At 70.4% G+C, this 16,530-nt stretch carries 16 protein-coding genes; 10 read left to right on the forward strand and 6 right to left on the reverse strand.

The window, feature by feature from the left end:
- Window positions 1-106 precede the first annotated feature (106 nt).
- Window positions 107-949 carry a phosphotransferase gene (locus BZL64_RS13310; RefSeq protein WP_086769399.1) on the reverse strand — a complete coding sequence of 281 codons (843 nt, stop codon included), beginning with the start codon at window positions 947-949 and terminating at the stop codon, window positions 107-109.
- A 126-nt stretch (window positions 950-1,075) separates the two neighbouring features.
- Window positions 1,076-1,993 carry an NAD-dependent protein deacetylase gene (locus BZL64_RS13315; protein ID WP_086769367.1) on the reverse strand — a complete coding sequence of 306 codons (918 nt, stop codon included), beginning with the start codon at window positions 1,991-1,993 and terminating at the stop codon, window positions 1,076-1,078.
- Window positions 1,994-2,408: 415 nt separating this feature from the next.
- On the opposite strand from BZL64_RS13315, the gene BZL64_RS13320 reads away from it, so the two are divergent.
- From BZL64_RS13320 to BZL64_RS13340, 5 genes are all read left to right on the forward strand, one after another.
- On the forward strand, window positions 2,409-5,489 hold the full coding sequence (locus tag BZL64_RS13320; protein WP_086769368.1) for a 3-keto-alpha-glucoside-1,2-lyase-like domain-containing protein: 3,081 nt from the start codon (window positions 2,409-2,411) through the stop codon (window positions 5,487-5,489).
- A gap of 208 nt (window positions 5,490-5,697) precedes the next feature.
- Entirely contained in the window at window positions 5,698-6,000 is a 303-nt protein-coding gene (locus tag BZL64_RS13325; protein WP_208639433.1) for an ArsR/SmtB family transcription factor, read from the forward strand.
- A complete protein-coding gene (locus BZL64_RS13330) occupies window positions 5,997-6,389 on the forward strand; it encodes a VOC family protein (protein WP_086769372.1) in 393 nt (130 codons plus the stop codon). Before BZL64_RS13325 ends, BZL64_RS13330 begins: the two co-directional genes overlap by 4 nt.
- A 170-nt stretch (window positions 6,390-6,559) precedes the next feature.
- Complete coding sequence (locus BZL64_RS13335) at window positions 6,560-7,132, forward strand: dihydrofolate reductase family protein (RefSeq protein WP_086769374.1); 573 nt, start codon at window positions 6,560-6,562, stop codon at window positions 7,130-7,132.
- A 199-nt stretch (window positions 7,133-7,331) separates the two neighbouring features.
- Window positions 7,332-8,312 carry a glycoside hydrolase family 43 protein gene (locus BZL64_RS13340; RefSeq protein ID WP_086769376.1) on the forward strand — a complete coding sequence of 327 codons (981 nt, stop codon included), beginning with the start codon at window positions 7,332-7,334 and terminating at the stop codon, window positions 8,310-8,312.
- Between the two features lie 36 nt (window positions 8,313-8,348).
- Here BZL64_RS13340 and BZL64_RS13345 read toward each other — a convergent pair whose 3' ends face one another.
- A complete protein-coding gene (locus BZL64_RS13345; protein WP_086769378.1) occupies window positions 8,349-8,927 on the reverse strand; it encodes a dihydrofolate reductase family protein in 579 nt (192 codons plus the stop codon).
- 126 nt (window positions 8,928-9,053) lie between these two features.
- Complete coding sequence (locus BZL64_RS13350; protein ID WP_086769380.1) at window positions 9,054-10,013, reverse strand: helix-turn-helix domain-containing protein; 960 nt, start codon at window positions 10,011-10,013, stop codon at window positions 9,054-9,056.
- 269 nt (window positions 10,014-10,282) lie between these two features.
- On the opposite strand from BZL64_RS13350, the gene BZL64_RS13355 reads away from it, so the two are divergent.
- The 4 genes from BZL64_RS13355 (at window position 10,283) to BZL64_RS13375 (ending at window position 14,710) form a co-directional block, all read left to right on the forward strand.
- Window positions 10,283-10,564 carry a hypothetical protein gene (locus BZL64_RS13355; protein WP_086769383.1) on the forward strand — a complete coding sequence of 94 codons (282 nt, stop codon included), beginning with the start codon at window positions 10,283-10,285 and terminating at the stop codon, window positions 10,562-10,564.
- A gap of 430 nt (window positions 10,565-10,994) precedes the next feature.
- The gene (locus BZL64_RS13360; protein ID WP_086769385.1) at window positions 10,995-11,900 is read left to right on the forward strand and encodes a C40 family peptidase; all 906 of its coding nucleotides are present in this window, start codon (window positions 10,995-10,997) and stop codon (window positions 11,898-11,900) included.
- A 116-nt stretch (window positions 11,901-12,016) separates the two neighbouring features.
- Entirely contained in the window at window positions 12,017-13,942 is a 1,926-nt protein-coding gene (locus tag BZL64_RS13365; RefSeq protein ID WP_086769387.1) for an SMI1/KNR4 family protein, read from the forward strand.
- A gap of 387 nt (window positions 13,943-14,329) precedes the next feature.
- Window positions 14,330-14,710 (forward strand): VOC family protein, encoded by a 381-nt coding sequence (locus BZL64_RS13375; protein ID WP_086769391.1) that lies wholly within the window; start codon window positions 14,330-14,332, stop codon window positions 14,708-14,710.
- A gap of 144 nt (window positions 14,711-14,854) precedes the next feature.
- Here the strand turns inward: BZL64_RS13375 and map are convergent, their stop codons facing one another.
- Window positions 14,855-15,673: a type I methionyl aminopeptidase gene (map, locus tag BZL64_RS13380; RefSeq protein ID WP_086769393.1), complete on the reverse strand. Its 819-nt coding sequence runs from the start codon at window positions 15,671-15,673 to the stop codon at window positions 14,855-14,857.
- Between the two features lie 90 nt (window positions 15,674-15,763).
- Here map and BZL64_RS13385 point away from each other — a divergent pair, with 90 nt between their 5' ends.
- Window positions 15,764-16,030, forward strand: coding sequence for a helix-turn-helix domain-containing protein (locus BZL64_RS13385; protein ID WP_086769401.1), 267 nt, complete (start codon window positions 15,764-15,766; stop codon window positions 16,028-16,030).
- A gap of 80 nt (window positions 16,031-16,110) precedes the next feature.
- Here BZL64_RS13385 and BZL64_RS13390 read toward each other — a convergent pair.
- On the reverse strand, window positions 16,111-16,530 hold a 420-nt coding region (locus BZL64_RS13390; RefSeq protein WP_483025099.1), incomplete at its 5' end, for a sigma-70 family RNA polymerase sigma factor family protein.

Here is a 16,530-nt window from a genome sequence, read left to right on the forward strand (position 1 = left end):
CGCGGGGACGAGATGTCCTCCCCACCGGCCGAGTTCGACCGCCGCACGTGTCGGGACGCCGCACACGGCGCAGCGGAGCCGAACCCAGCAGCCCATCCACCTCGGCTCAGCCCTGCCCGCAGCGATCGAGCGCGGCGCGCACCTGGTGGAGCCCCTCCGCTCTCCAGTGATCCCGGTCAGGCATCTGGTCACCTCGGCGCCAGCGCCAGGCCGAGAACATGGCCCAGTTCAGGGCGCGGCACCGGTGAAGCAGGCCGTCGTCGGCACCCGCGTAGTGTTTTCCGACTTCTTCGGGCGCATGGGCGAGGTCGAACTCGACCGGCCCACGGCAGCACGTGGCGAGGTCGACGAACAGCGGCCCTCTCCTGGTGTTGAGGAGGTTGCCCGGATGCGGCTCGCCGTGCAACAACTGGTCGTTGGCTCTGCTTGTACTGATCGCGGCGCTCAGGCCACCCAGTGTGTCAATGAGGAGTGCCCGGTCAGGGTCGGGCAGCTCGGGGGACCGCTCCCGGTCGTTCACCTCTCTCAACGCCACGGCGGCCCGGTCGGTGAAGTGCGGTGCCTGCACATCGATCCGCCGCAAGGCGGCATGCTGCCGCAGGAGTACGTCCGCGTAGTCGGCCGGCGCGATCTCCGCACCCACGGACTCGTAGTAGGTCCAGAGCGAGACGGCGAAGGCATCGCGCACATGGACTCGGGACCCGGCCCGGGGGTCCGGCTCGGCCACAGGAGCGCCGACGTCCACGAGACGGTGAGCAACCTCGACCTCGAACTCGGAGTCGGCCACCTGCCCCACAGGTGCCACCCGAGCCAGAACACCGCAAGGAATCAGGCGCAGTGCGACGCGGTCAGAGTTGTGGACAACGACCACATCGTCGACCTGGAGCCCCAGTTCCGAAGCGGTCGCACGTCCTGCCTCGACCGCACGGCGGAGTTCCGACGGTTCCATAGCGCTCTCCCTCATCGGCGAGTACACCTACAACGCGGGGCCATGGCGGGCTCGGACGTCACCGCGCAAGCCTGTCACGCCCACCCTGCGTCCGGGCAACCGCATTTGCGTCGGCCGTGTCGCGCGTCACGCGCCGTCCCGCGCCGCCGCCGTCGTGTCGTCGTCGACGGTGACACCGAGCCGGCCGGCCATGGTGGTGAGGGCCGTTCCCAGTGGGAGCGCGACCCGGGTGACGGCGTGCGGGTCGCCCCGGGTCGGGTCGCGGTTGACGATCAGCACCGGCTTTCCGGCTTCGGCGGCCTGGCGGACGAACCGGAGTCCGGACATCACCGTCAGCGAGGAGCCCAGGACGAGCAGCGAGGCTGCCTCCCGGACCAGCTCACGGCATCGCTCGACCCGCTGCGGCGGGACGGCCTCGCCGAAGAACACCACGTCGGGCTTGAGGATGCCGTCACAGACCGTGCAGGAGACCACGGCGAAGTCCCCGACCTGTTCGTCCGTGAGGTCGGCGTCACCGTCCGGGTTGATTCCGGCGGCCACCGGTTCGAAGCCCGCGTTGGCCTCCTCCAGCCGCCGTGCCAGTTCGCCGCGTGAGGTGACGGCACCGCAGGAGAGGCAGACGACCCGGGCCAGGCTGCCGTGCAGGTCGACGACGCCCTCGCTGCCTGCGGCGTCGTGCAGGCCGTCGACGTTCTGGGTGATCACGCCCGAGAGCAGGCCGTGCCGCCCGAACGCGGCCACCGCCCGGTGCCCGGCGTTGGGGCGGGCGCGGCCGAAGGTGCGCCAGCCGAGGTGGCTGCGCGCCCAGTACCGGCGCCGGGCCTGGGGGCCGGCGGTGAAGTCCTGGTAGGTCATCGGAGTGTGCCGGCTCAGGCTTCCGCCCTCGCCCCGGTAGTCGGGGATGCCCGACTCCGTGGAGATGCCCGCCCCGCTGAGCACCAGCACGCCGCCCGTGCTCAGGGCATCGACGACCGGCCCCAGGTCCGTGGTGCCCGGCGGCAGATCATCGGCGGGGGTCCAGCTCAGAGTGGGGCGCATGCGCATGCCACCAGGGTACGGAACCGTCGGCCGAGGCCTCTGCCAGCCGCGGAGCCGGGCGGCGCCGGCAGCGGGATGCCCCGGCTTCCGGTCCCTACGTGGGAAGGCTCCGTCCGCCCCACTGGCCGTTCACGAGAGCGCCGCACTCCACCGATCCTCGGTCGTCGGCGTCCGGGATCACCGACCGCGCAACAGGCCCGGCCGGAAAGGTGAGTTGACCTGCCTGGCCCATTGCGGCGATGGACAGCCCGACGGGACGCCGGTTGCGGCCCGGCCGGCGTCGAGGACTTTGACCGCATCGATGACAAAGTATGGACATGACAAGCGGAAGCCCCTTAGCTTTGCGGCGGAACCCGCAGCCCATACCGCGGAAGACCGGAGCGACATCCGGCACGGTCCGGTCCCCAGTGCAGGAGGACCAATGCGCCAACGCCTGTTCCCCCGGGCCCGAAGACACCTCATCCCGCTGCTGACGTCGGCCGCCTTCGCCGCCGGCGCCCTGGGCGCCCCGACGGCGACCGCCACCGTGCCCACCGCCGTGCCGACCGCAACCGTGCCCGCCGCCACCGCTCCCGCTGCCACCATGCCCACCACCGCCTCCGCCGACATCCCCGCACAGGAGCCCGGAGTCACGCTGCGCGTGTATGACGTGCAGACACCGCTCAACGAGCTCTGCACCCTCAAACCGGGACAGACTCCCAACCACGACAAACTCATGCCGACGATCGACTGGTCCACGACCACCGACTTCGGAGGCTTCGACGACCACTTCGTCACGGAGGCCACCGGATACCTGGTCGCCCCGGTCGACGGGTCCTACACGCTCCGGCTCACCAGCGACGACGGCTCACGGCTGGCCCTCGACAGCGCCACCGTGATCGACCACGACGGACTCCACGGCGCCGAACCGAAGGACGGCACCGTCCACCTCGCCGCCGGTCCGCACCCCCTGAAGATCGACCACTTCGAGCGCGACGGCGGCCAGCAACTGCGGCTCTCCTGGAAGCCGCCGGGCGCCGACGGCTTCACCGCCGTACCGCGCGAGGCCCTCAGCACCGACGCCGGTGTCGTCCGGGTGACGGCGCCGGGGCGCAAGGACTGCGAGGCGAGCGGCGACACCCCGGGCGACGGGCTCCCGCTCACCTCCGTACGCCCCGACCTCACCCTCACCGACCTGCGGCCCGAGGGTTTCCAGCCGCAGGTCAGCGGCATGGACTGGCTGCCCGACGGGCGTCTCGCCATCAGCACGTGGGGTGGCAGCGACAAGGTGGCCGGAGAGGTCTACCTGCTCGATCACGTCACCGGCGCGACCAGCCGCGACCAGGTCACCGTGAAGAAGGTGGCGAGCGGGCTGCGCGAACCGATGGGCATCAAGTACGTCGACGGCGCCCTGTACGTCTCGCAGAAGCACGAACTGACCCGGCTGGTCGACCGGGACGGCGACGAGGTGACCGACGAGTACCGTACGGTCGCCACCTGGCCCTACGGAGGGAACTTCCACGAGTTCGCGTTCGGCCTCCTCCACCGCGACGGCTACTTCTACGTGAACCTCTCCGTCGCCATCGACCTCGGCGGCGCGACCACCACACCGCAGCCGGCACCCGGCCGAGGAACCACGTACAAGGTGAACGCGAAGACGGGCCGGATCAGCCCCGTCGCCGGAGGCCTCCGCACCCCCAACGGGATCGGCTGGGGTCCGGGCGGCGGTCTGTTCACCACCGACAACCAGGGCGGATGGCTGCCCTCCTCCAAGCTGGTCCAGATCAAGCAGGACCGCTTCTTCAACCACTACACCGAGCCCTCCGGCCCCTTCGAGGACACCCCCGTCACCCAGCCGGTGCTGTGGCTCCCGCAGAACGAGATCGCCAACTCACCCTCCACCCCCCTGTACCTGACGGAGGGCCGGTTCGCCGGCCAGATGCTCATCGGTGACGTCACCTACGGAGGGCTGCAACGCGCCTACCTGGAGAAGGTCAAGGGCGAGTACCAGGGCGCCGTCTTCCGCTACACACAGGGCCTGGAGGCCGGGGTCAACCGCCTCTCCATGGGGCCGGACGGGGCGATCTACGCCGGCGGCCTGGGCGCCGACGGCAACTGGGGCCAGGAGGGCAAGCTCAGGTTCGGCCTGCAGAAGCTGGCCCCCAACGGCGGCGACACCTTCGACATCCAGACCATGCGAGCCGTACCGGACGGCTTCGACCTGACGTACACCCAGCCGCTGTCCGCCGAGACCGCCACGGATCTCGCCGGCCGCTACCGGGCCGAGCAGTGGCGCTACACGCCGACGGCCGACTACGGCGGACCCAAGATCGCCGAACAGCGGCTCGCCGTACGCGCTGCGACCCTCTCCGAGGACGGCCGGACCGTCCGGCTCCGCCTGGACGGCCTGAAGGCCGGCCACGTGGTCCATCTGCGCTCGCCGCGGCCCTTCGCCGCCGCCTCCGGCGAGACGCTGTGGAGCACCGAAGCCTGGTACACGCTCAACGCCATGCCCGGCAAGCAGCCGCCTCCCGCGACGCTCTACGAGGCGGAGGAAGCCCGCCTCACCGGCAGGGCGGGCATCAACACCGACCACATCGGCTACTCCGGCAGCGGCTTCGTCGACCGCTACGCGACCGAGGGCAAGGCGGGCACGACGTTCGACGTCACGGTCCCCAAGGCGGGCACCTACGACGTGAACCTGCGCTACTCCAACGGCCCGAACCCGTTCCAGGGAACCAAGTCCCTCTCCCTCCACGCCAACGGGGAGAAGGTGCGGCAGACGCAGCTCCCCTCCACCGGGGACTGGGACACCTGGTCGACCCGGACGGAACGCCTGACCCTGCGAGCCGGCCCCAACACGGTCTCCTACCGCTACGACCCCGGCGACACCGGACACGTCAACCTCGACCTGATCACCGTGCACCCCCAGGGCGCCGCCGTCACCCTCTTCGACGGCACCGCCGCCTCGCAGGCCCAGTGGCAGCACACGGACGGACGGCGAGCGGCCTGGCCGCTCACCGAAGAGGCCTCGATGGAGGTGTGCTGCGGCGACCTCCGCACCAAGGACGCCTACCAGGACTTCGCCCTGCACGTCGAGTTCCGTGTCCCGCTCCTGCCTCCGGACGTGACCGGACAGGACCGCGGCAACAGCGGCATCTTCCTCCAGGACCGCTACGAGCTGCAGATCCTCGACTCCTACGGTGACACCTCCCCGGACACCAACGAGGCCGGGGCGGTCTACCTGAAGAAGCCGCCCGACGTGAACGCGGCAGCGCCCCCGGAGACCTGGCAGACGTACGACATCGTCTTCCGCGCCGCCCGCTACGACGGCGAAGGCCGCAAGACCGCCGACGCCCGGCTGACGGTCGTGTGGAACGGCACGAAGGTGCACGACGACATCGCCCTCGACGGACCCACCGCCTCGGGCCGGTCCGAGACCCCTGCGGCGGGCGCGATCCGTTTGCAGGACCACGGCAACAAGGTGCGATTCCGCAACATCCACATCCGGCCACTGACATGAACCGCCGGTAGGCGCCGGCGGAAACGGTGACGCGGCCGACGGCCGGTCGGTGCCACGACCGGCCGCCGGCCGTGGCACCGCATCGCCGACGGGTCGAGGGGCCGACGGGCCGACGGGTCGGCGGGTCGACCGGTGTGCGTGGGCACCGACTCGCCGTGGGCGCTGCTTCGACTTGATAGGCAAGTGAATGGTTGCCTATGCTGGAGTGGTGGCCGACGACGTGTTCAAAGCCTTGGCCGACCCCACCCGCCGGACCATCCTCGACGAGCTGACGGAGAAATCCGGGCAGACCCTCTTCGAGATCTGCTCACGGCTGAGCATGAAGCATCAGCTGGGCATCTCGCGCCAGGGCGTCTCCCAGCACCTCGCCGTGCTGGAGGCCGCCGGGCTCGTCGAGACCAGGCGAGAGGGCCGCTACAAATTCCACGACCTCAACACGGCCCCGCTCCGCCAGATCGCCGAGCGCTGGCACGTGCCCCACGCATCCGGACCGCAGGAGAGCACCCCATGAAGATCCACCTGACCAGCGTCTTCGTCGACGACCAGGCCAAGGCCGAGCACTTCTACACCGAGATCCTCGGCTTCGTGAAGAAGCACGACGTGCCGGTGGGGGAGAAGGACCGGTGGCTGACCGTCGTATCGCCCGACGAGCCCGACGGCACCGAACTCCTGCTCGAACCCGCCGGTCACCCGGCCGTCAAGGCCTACCGTGACGCGCTCGCCGGTGACGGCATCCCGCTCGCCCAGTTCGCCGTCGACGACGTGACGGCGGAATACGAGCGGCTGCGTGGCCTCGGCGTCCGCTTCATCCAGGAGCCCCTGGAGATGGGCCCCGTCACCACCGCCGTCTTCGACGACACCTGCGGAAACCTGATCCAGATCGCGACCAAGCCGCAGTAGGGCGGCAGCCGGAGCGAGCGACCGAAAGAGGATCGCGACCGATGAGTTTCACGGCGCTCCGCGGTCAGAGATCACGACTGGTGCGCGAGAGCCGCGAGAGCGGACCGATCCCGCACCTGCCGAACTGCTGAGAACCTGTCACGAGATCACGAGATACCGAGGAACCCGAGATGCGCACCCTGATCAGCACCGCATTCGTCTCACTCGACGGCGTCGTGGAGGCCCCGGGCGGCGAGCCCGGTTACCGGAACTCCGGATGGACCTTCAAGGACATCGAGTTCCTCCCCGAGGCGTTCGACATCAAGGGCCGGGAGCAGAAGGAAGCCACCGCGATGTTGCTGGGCCGGACCAGCTATCAGGCGTTCAGCCCGGTGTGGCCGGACATGGAGGACTTCGCCGACTACAAGGTGATGCCGAAGTACGTCGTCTCCACCACCCTCACCGAGGACGACCTGGTGGCGAACTGGGGCGAGACCACGATCCTGCGCTCCCTCGACGACGTCGCCGCGTTGAAGGAGACCGAGGGCGGCCCGATCATCGTCCACGGCAGCGCCGCCCTGAACCAGGGCCTCTCCGACGCCGGCCTGATCGACCGTTACCACCTGCTCGTCTTCCCGCTCCTGCTGGGCGCGGGCAAGCGCCTGTTCAGCACGTCGGACAAGGACACCCAGAAGCTCAAGCTGGTCGAGCACGAGGCCTACGCCAACGGCCTCCAGAAGAACGTCTTCGACGTCGTCCGCTGACGAGACGCCACACCCTCGCACCGCTCCCGGATCGGCGGAGGCTCGGGACCGTCCCGAGTCGCCGCGGGGCAGGGGCGGAGCCGAGGGCGGTCCGGGTCCTTGGGCGCAACGCGAGGGCGCGTACGTCGTTTGTCTCTCTGCGAGGCGTCGATCGTTTCGGGCACGCCGCTCGGCGGCGCTTCCAGGAGGGACAGGTCCCATGGTGAGCGATGTCCTGCGGCGCTGGCTGCACCGCGTTGTGGTGTTCACCGCCGCGGCTGCGGTCTGCTTCTCGCCCGCGTACGCCGGGACGGCCGTGAGCGGGCCGGTTCTGGACACGAACTTCCCTGATCCGGACGTGGTGAGCGCGCAGGGCGTGTTCCACGCCTATGCCACCAGCGGGAACGGCAAGCACGTGCAGCGGGCCACATCGAGGGATCTGGTGCGCTGGTCGGCTGCCACCCGCGACGCACTGCCGGTGCCGGGTGCATGGGTCGATCCGGCCGAGCCGCGGGTATGGGCGCCGGAAGTGTTCGACAACGGCCCCGGCTTCACCCTGTATTACACGGCGCGTCACCGCGCCGGCGGACGGCAGTGCATCGGCGTCGCCCTGTCGAGCGCGCCGCAGGGTCCGTTTCGACCCGTGGGTGAGGGGCCCCTGATCTGTCCCCTCGAGCAGGGAGGCGCCATCGACGCGGCGAGTTACAGCGAGGACGGGCGTCGGTACGTGGTGTGGAAGAACGACGGGAACTGTTGCGGCGTCCGGACCTGGCTGCACCTGCAGTCCGTCTCCGCGGACGGCACCCGTCTGGAGGGCGAGCCGGTACGGCTGTTGACGCAGGATCGCGAGTGGGAAGGCGACGTGGTGGAGGCACCCACGCTGATCAAACGCGGTCGGCAGTATGTGCTGCTGTACTCGGGCGGGCCGTACCACACGGATGCCTACGGCATCGGGTACGCGGTGGCGGACCACCTCACGGGCCCGTACATCAAGGCGCCCGCACCGTTGATGACGACGGACACCCTCTCGGGGAGTGTGCGCGGACCCGGCGGTCAGGACGTGGTCACCGGTGCGGACGGCCGGGACAGGATCGTCTTCCACGGCTGGAGCGCCGACCGCTCCCGGCGCATGATGTACACGGCGGATCTGTCCTTCAGCGGCGGTCGGTTGACTGTCGGAGCAGGTCCGGCATCGCAGTGATCGCCAGACCGGCTGTCTTACGTGCGTGCCGCGGACTCAGACATGCGGCGTGGGCCGGTAGGTGAGTTCCTGGATGTGACCGTCGAGGGTGTGGTGCTCGATCAGCTCGAGGTCGAAATCGGCCGCACCCTGGAAGATCGGGTCCAGTCCCGTCCGACCGGTGATCACGGGGAACAGCGTCACCTGGACGCGGTCGACGAGACCGGCGGCCATCAGCGCCCGGTTCATCGACAGGCTGCCGTGCGAGCGCAACGGTACGTCGGACTCCTCCTTGAGCCGAGCCACGACGTCCACGGCATCGCCGCTCACGACCTTCGCATCCGGCCAGTCGAGGGGTTCTTCCAGCGTGCTCGACACGACCGTCGCCGGCAGACTCCTCATCCGCGTGACCCAGGCATCACGCACCTCGGACTCCTCGGTGCTCGACGCCAGCATCCGGGCGAACGCCCGATACGTATTGGCCCCGAGGACCATCCGCTGCGCCTCCCGGTACAGGGCGAGGCGGTGGTCGAGGAGTTCGGGGCCCTGCTTGCCCCAGTAGCCGGTCCAGTCGCCGCCGACGGCGCCGAATCCGTCGAGGCTGGAGAAGACGTCGAAGGTGTAGGTGGCGGTCATGAGGCTCTCCTCAATGTGAAATGTGAGGTGGATCGGGTGATGGAAGTACAGACCGGCGACCGTGCCAGGACTCATCGCTCTCGGACCGGCTCGGCGCGGGCCTCTGTCCCGGCCCCACGGTCACCGCTACCCCCACTTGTGCCGGTCGGTGTCCTTGCACGGAGCGGCGCGCAATCCGGAGGTGCTGTCCTCCAGGCAGGACCCGGTCGCTTCGTTGGAGAGTGATGCCGACTCGTCGGCCAAAGTCCTGACGCTCCACTTGCCTGAGGTCGTGCTGTCACAGGCGCCCGTGCGCACCTTGGTGCCCTGGTCGTGCAGGCAGGCTCCGGTGGCATGGTTTCTCAGGTGGTGGGTGCCGTCGGGCAGCGCCTGCACCGTCCACCGCTGATAGCTCAGGCCGTTGCACGCGAAGGTGCGCAGTCCGTGATCCAGGCTGTGGTCCAGGCAGCGCCCCGTGGCCCTGTTGATGAACGGCTGAACGAGATCCGACCGTCCGGGCCGGTTGCCGGGCCCCGACGCCCCGGTCTCTGACGCCCGTTGCGCGGGAGCGGATCCAGGAACCCCGACGAGCACGGTGAGCAGCGAGCCGGCGACGCCACCCACCAGTACGCCCGCCAGGGCGAAAGCCCAGCGGCTGCGCATCCACGCCGCTGGCTTTCGGACCCCGGAGACATCACTGCTGGCTGGTGCTGGTGCTGGTGCTGGTGCTGGTGCTGGTGTCGGTTCCGGTTCCGAGAGGCGTGACCCGGTTCCGGCGGGCTCTGGCGCTGCTGCGGAAGATGCCCCGGCAGTCTGCGGCGCCGCTACGAGTGGCGTTCTGTCGCTGAAAGCGGGCTGGGACCGGTCAGCGGCCTCCCACAGCGTCCGGTACTGGACCGGGTCGGCTCCCAGTACGTGGCACAGCTGGGCGACCACGGCCCACGGCGGCACGGTGATCCCTTGGAAGTAGCGCGACAGCGAGGAGTCACTGATCCGGACCTGGGTCTCCAGGCTGCGCAGTGTGCGCCCCGACTGCTGCTGCAGGCTGCGCAGCGCGTCTCCCAGCTTCCGTGCTGCCGGATCGTGGTCCGGTCGTTGGCCGGTCATCGCGAGACACCTCTCTGCAGGGCGGGGGCAGCCGCGTCCCGTCGGCTGTCCCATGTCCCGGGACGGGCACGTCCCAGCAGGTCAGGACTGTATTTATCCCGACATCGGTGAAGCAAGCGGGATCTGGTTGTACATGCCCACCTTCCTGCGCAAACTCGGCGTACCGGCTGAACAGATCACCCCCCAGGGTGAGCGCACCGGTGGTCGTGACCGTGTCTGCAGAATCCGCGGCGGCCGACCTTCCCACTCCTACCGAAAGGATTTTCACCATGCGTGTACGCACCGCACTGTCCGCTCTCGCGGCGATCGCCGTGGTCGGGCTCGGCCTGGGCGCGACGGCACCTGCCGTCGCGGTACCCGGCGCGGCATCCCTCCAGGCGGCCGTGGTTCAGGCCGCCGACAGCCTCGATGTCCACCGCGGCAAGTTCATGACCCTGGGCGGCTGCCAGACGGCCGGCCAGCAGGGCATCGAGCGCGGGCACTGGGACCGCTACCAGTGTGCCGAGGGCTCCCTGTGGCCCTGGATCTGGAACCTGTGGACCAACCGCTGAGAAACACCGCACTGTCGGTGGCCTCCGTTCACGTAGGAGGAGGCCACCGACGGTCGTTCGGCCGGGCGGCTCTCCAGTTGCCCAGCCGTCCACCGGCCCGACGCAGACCCGCCGGCGGCATGCCCGTCGCCTCGCGCGCGGACGAACGACTCGCCCGCCCGGACACCACGCCCTGAGCACGGTCGGAAGGCGGTGACGGATCGGATGACCGCGGCCCGCCCTCGCCAGGGCCGAGCCGCCCGCTGGCGGACAACACCCGATGCGCGAGCGGGCTTCCGGCCCCGCACGGCTTGTCAGCAGCGACACATGCCGCTCGCGGCACCCACCGCCACCTGAGGCAGGGCGCCGGCCCAGCGACGCACGACCACACCGTCGTCGCCCGTCGCCCCGTCAGGAAACCCCACCAGCACCCCGAAGAAAGGGGAACTCCATGTCCAACGACCCCCACCGCACGTCTCTGTCCTCCCCTCCGCGCACCGCCCTGTCATGCCGGTTCCTGCCGGCGCTCGCCCTGGCCTGTCTTGCCGCAGGCGGCGGCATGGCGGTGCCCGCCCATGCGACGACCACCGGGGCGGCCCTCGCGCACGCCGTGACGACGCGGGTTCAGCCGGTCCCCACGCAGGCAGCCGCCTCCTTCCCCACCTGGGGGACACGCTGGGTCGTACACGCCACGTCGGACATCGACTCGCCCGCCGTGGGCATGATCAACCAGGCCTCGCCCGGCCAGGACCGCATCACGGCCGACTACCAGGTCGACACCGGGCGCCGGGTGTGCGAGGGCAGTGCCTGCTCCACCTTCATGGCCCACATCACCCAGCCCGTCACCGGCTTCCTCACCGTCGTCGCGGTGGACATCCCCGAGGACCGGCTGCCGGGCGTCCCCGTACAGGACGGGTCCCCCGACCCGCAGCCCGGTGCACGGCAGCAGACCCTGCACCGAGCCGCGACCTGGCTCACCGCCCACAACGGACGCCCAGTGCCCTACAGCCAGGGCTCGTACTGGCGCGACGGCTACCGGCAGGACTGCTCCGGCTACGCCTCCATGGCGCTGGGCCTGCCCACACCCGGCACCACCACCGTGGGGCTCGCCCACCACACGCTCACCCGCCCCATTCCCATGAGCGAACTCCAGCCCGGTGACCTCGTCATCGACGCCATCGGCAACAGCAACACCCGCCACGTCGTCATCTTCGAGAAGTGGAACGACGACGCCCACCGCTCGTACACCGCCTACGAACAGCGAGGTGTGTACGGAACCACCCACCGCTCGCTGACCTACGGGCTGGCGGCGGGCAGCGAGTACAAGGCCCACCGCCCACTCCAGTACGGGAACTGACACTCGACGGCGCGCTACGGCCGCGTGCCCCGCCCCCCTCCCGCGGGGCACGCGGTGCCGGGACGACAGGGGCCCTCCGGGGCCCCGTTGTCAGTGCGGGATGACACCATCCGGTCATGAGTGGCGAGTCTTTCAACTGGCACGAGTTCCTCGGACGTTGGCAGGAGGAGTGGGTCCCCCGCGCAGACGAGGACGAGGACGAGGCGGAGGCGGAGGCGGAGGACGAGGGGGGTTCCGGGGACGGCGGGCAGGCCGTTGTCCGTGTGGGCAGGCCCGCGGCGAAGGAGGCGGCCATCGCCGCGGCCGAGGAGCGGCTGGGACGGCGACTGCCGCCCTCGTACCGGGAGTTCCTGGCCGTGAGTGACGGGTGGCGGGTCGACCAGATGGCCGGGGTCTATCAACTCGGCGGCGTCGCGGACATCGACTGGTTCCGGGATCCGTTCGGCATGACGGCGATGTACGAGGAGAACCTGGGCGGCAACCCGCGTCAGGAGGACGTCCTGCTGGCCGGGATGTGGCAGCGGGCGCTGCGGCTGGAGACGGACTCCGACATGTCGTACGCCCTGCTCGACCCCGGCGACACCGACCAGAACGGCGAGTGGGCGCTCTACGTCTACAAGGGTTGGAGCGGTGAATTCCCGGACCGTTACCCGTCGTTCCGCGCGTACATGGAGGCCATGTACCGAGGCTTCCACCGCGACCGGGTGGAGAGACCCGACTTCGTGAACGCGACCACGCGCGCCCAGGACGCCCAGGTCGAGGAGGCCCGCCTGCTGGCCCTGCGCGGACGGTACGAGGAGGCCCTGCCCCTTCTCGAGGAAGCGGCGTCCTTCGGACGGCCACGGAGCGCGGTCCTGCTGAACCAGCTCCGGCATCTGCTGGCTCCGCACGGCTCCCAGGAGTACGGCAGCCTGGTGGCCGACCCGCGCTATCTGCCCGAGATTCTGCCGGTGCAGGCCATGGCGCCGGCCCGCGGCGAATGGCGGCTGGGCGGGGACGACCACTGGCTGGGCATGATGGCCGCCCGCGGGGCCGCCCGTGAGACCGTCGAGGCCGTACTGAGCGGGATGCGGGACGGCACGTACCGTTACGCGCCTCCCGGTCCATGGGGCCGGGCCGTCGCCGCGGCCAGGGAGTCGGCCCGCTGGGGAGCGACCGATGCCGCGTGGCGGGTGCTGAGGGACGCGCTTTCGTCGTGGGAGGCTCCCGGCCCCTCGCTGATCGCCCCGATCGGCCTGCTCGCCGATCCGGTGCTGGGTGCGTTGATCACGCCGGAGCGCGGGCGGGAGATCCTCGCGACACCGAGGGCGGGGGAGAGCGGGCCTTCTCCGGAGCCGGTGCCCGATCTCGACCCGCCGGGCCTCGCATGGCTGGCGGAGCCTGCGGCGAACCGGGGGTCGCGCGAGGGTTACCGCTGTGTCTGGGTGGAGGGGACCGACCCCGCCGGCCTGCCCGCCCTGATCGGAGAGGAAGGCGCCGCACTCGGCGCGCCCGTGGATCAGCGACTGGCGTCCTGGCATGCATCCAGGCCTCACGAGCGGGAGGGTGTGGAACGCTGGGAGGACCGGGCCGTGGTCGCCGTCGGGCGCACCGCCGAAGGATGGGCCTTCGCCTTCGACGGCCGGCCCCGTCACCTGAACGAGCGGTACCTCTCTCCGGCCGTGGCAGCCTCCCCGTCCGGCCGCGCGGTGGTGGTGTGGCGCGACCCGGACTTCTCGGGCGACCACCCGCCCGCGTTCCACCTGTCGGTGGCCGAACGAGGCGAGGAGCTCTACGCGTTCACCGTGCGGGGTACGGATGTCCAGCGCTCCGGCGCGCTACCCGAGGCCGTCGACCCCGCACGGCTCTTCCGCCCGCAGGACACCGAACTCGACCGCGAACTACGTGTGTTGAAGGCCCTGCATACCGAACTCGGCCTCTCGCTGCCCCGCTTCGCGCTGACCCACGGCAGACTGCACACCTTCACGACCCGCTCCTGGACGAGGGCACCACGCGACGGCGAGACCTACGCCTACATCACCTTCGGTCGCCACCGGCCGTGAATCCGGGCAGGCCCGCCTCCCCCGAGGGGAAGCGGGCCTGCCGGCGGCGACGAGCCGTGGCCCGGCCCAGGCGGATCGCATGCACGCCGGCCGCCCCCGGTCCCGGCGCACCCGACTCGTGTGCGCCGGAATCACCGGCCTGGTCGTCACGGCGCCCTCGCCCTGCGCACCAGGTCGGCGGCCTGTTGCTGGAGTTCCCCAGCCCCAGCCCCAGCCGCAGCCCCAGCCGCAGCCGCAGCCGCAGCCGCAGCCGCCGCTGAAATGCGGCGGCCCCGAAATCATCTCGCCGGTGCTCGCCTCGTCCGGTACGGTCGCGGGGTTCTCGCCGTCGGGGGGCCATGCGGTTCGTGTGACTTCCTGGCGGTTCCCGGGCTGAAAGGTTTCGTCATGGCATGTCGCATCAGTGAACTCGTCCTCGGTTGCCGGGATCCTGAGGCGCTGGCGCGGTTCTGGTGCGAGGTTCTTGACTTCGTCGTGCTCGACCGGGAGGGGGACGACTGCTTCGAGATCGGGCCGCGTGAAGGGTTCGGCGGTCCCCAGCCGACGATCATCCTCAGTCGCAGGGACGAGCCGGAGCCGGGGAAGTCCCGGCTGCACATCGACGTCAACGCCACCGACCGCGATCAGGACGCCGAACTCGAACGCCTCCTGAAGCTCGGCGCGCGCCCTGCCGACATCGGCCAGACGGGGGAGGAGCAGTGGCATGTCCTGTCCGACCCCGAGGGCAATGAGTTCTGCCTGCTCAAGGCCCGCCTGAACCCGCTCTGAGCCGACAGCGGGCCGAGGCGGGGCCGGAGGGGGTGCAGGGCCCGACCCGGGTTCGGCCTCAGCGGCCCGGCTCGGCCCCGCTCGCGGCCGGTGACCGCGGTCGGACGTCGTCGGCCACCTGGGTTCACCCTCGATGAAGCCTCGTCAGTGTCCGGTCGCCGATGATTCCCGCTGGTCCTTGAGGCGCTTGGCGCTCTCAGGGCGCCGGGTGAGCACCAGCGGACCCGTCTCGGTGATGGCGACCGTGTGCTCGGAGTGGGCGGTGCGTGAGCCGTCGGCCGAGCGGATCGTCCAGCCGTCCGGATCGAAGGCGATCTTGTCGGTGCCTGCGGCGAACCAGGGCTCGATGGCGATCGTCAGGCCGGGACGCAGCTTCCAACCCCGGCCGGGACGACCGTCGTTGGGAATGTGCAGATCCTCGTGCATCGTGCGGCCGATACCGTGGCCGCCGAATTCCAGGTTCACCGGGTAGCCGTACTCGGCGGCGACCGCGCCGATGGCCGCCGAGATGTCGCCCAGCCGGTTGCCCGGCTGGGCGACCTTGATCGCGGCTTCCAGCGCGACCTCGGTGGCCTCGATCAGCCGCAGGTCCTCGGCGGTCGGGGTGCCGACGACGACGGAGTGGGCGGAGTCCGCTGCCCAGCCGTCGATGGTCACGGCCATGTCCATGCTCAGCAGGTCCCCGTCACGCAGCTTGTAGCTGTGAGGCAGGCCGTGCAGCACGGCATCGTTGACCGAGAGGCACACCACGTTGCGGAACGGGCCCTTGCCGAACGAGGGCGCGTAGTCCCAGTAGCACGACTCGGCGCCGCGTTCCTTGACCCGGCGGCGAGCGTGATGTTCCAAATCCATCAGGTCGACCCCCACGGCGGCGAGGTCGGCGAGTTCAGCCAGCACCTGGCCGACGAACCGTCCAGTGACGTGCATGCGCTCGATGTCTTCGGGAGACTTGTGCTCGATCACTGCGATCCTCGATTCCCGGGAGTGGCTGGCAGGTATATTTATACCAGGGAAGTGGTTGCCGCCGACCACCTGCGGCTCTAGCATGTGCGGATGGTTCGCTATCCGCTCGCCCCCGAACAGATCGAGGCGGGCCGACGTCTCGGAGCCGCGTTGCGCTCGGCCCGAGCCGGACGCAACCCCGTCGAAGTGGCCCTTGCCGCAGGGATCTCGCCCGAGACCCTCCGCAAGATCGAGACCGGCCGGCTGCCGACGCCTGCGTTCGGCACGATCGTCCGGCTCAGTGAGGCGCTCGGCGTACCGCTGTCCGAACTGGCCACCGTCTGGCGCACCGACCCTGCCCTGAGCAAGGCCTCCTAGCGACAAGCCGAACGCACGCCCACCGCGCATGACCCGCGGACTTGGCCGTTCGGGCGGCGCGACCCGCACCGGCAGGGGCCTCACTCCGGATCCGGCAGGTTCATCAGCGCGAGCTTGGCCGGGTCGATCACGACCGTGATGCCGGTGATCCGGCCGTCGACGACGGTGAACGCGAGGACCGAGACCGGCGTGCCGTCCTCGCCCCAGGAAACCATCCCCGGGAGGCCGTTGACGAGCACCGCGCGCCCCCGCGTCGCCGCGCCGGCGGACAGCTGCGCGCCGGCTGCCACCCGGGTGGCGCCGAGGGTGACGACCAGGCCGGACGGGGTGTCGACAGTCAGTTCCACCTCGGGGTCGAGTACCCGCAGCAACTCCGCGAAGTCACCGCGGCGAGCCGCCGCCAGGAAGGCCTGGACCACCTCGCGCCGCTCCCGTCCGGCCGCGGTCGGCCGCTCGGCCGTCCGCACCTTCCCGCGGGCGCGGCTGGCGAGCATCTTGGT

It is taken from the genome of Streptomyces bobili (assembly GCF_002154575.1).
GTDB classification, from domain to species: domain Bacteria; phylum Actinomycetota; class Actinomycetes; order Streptomycetales; family Streptomycetaceae; genus Streptomyces; species Streptomyces bobili.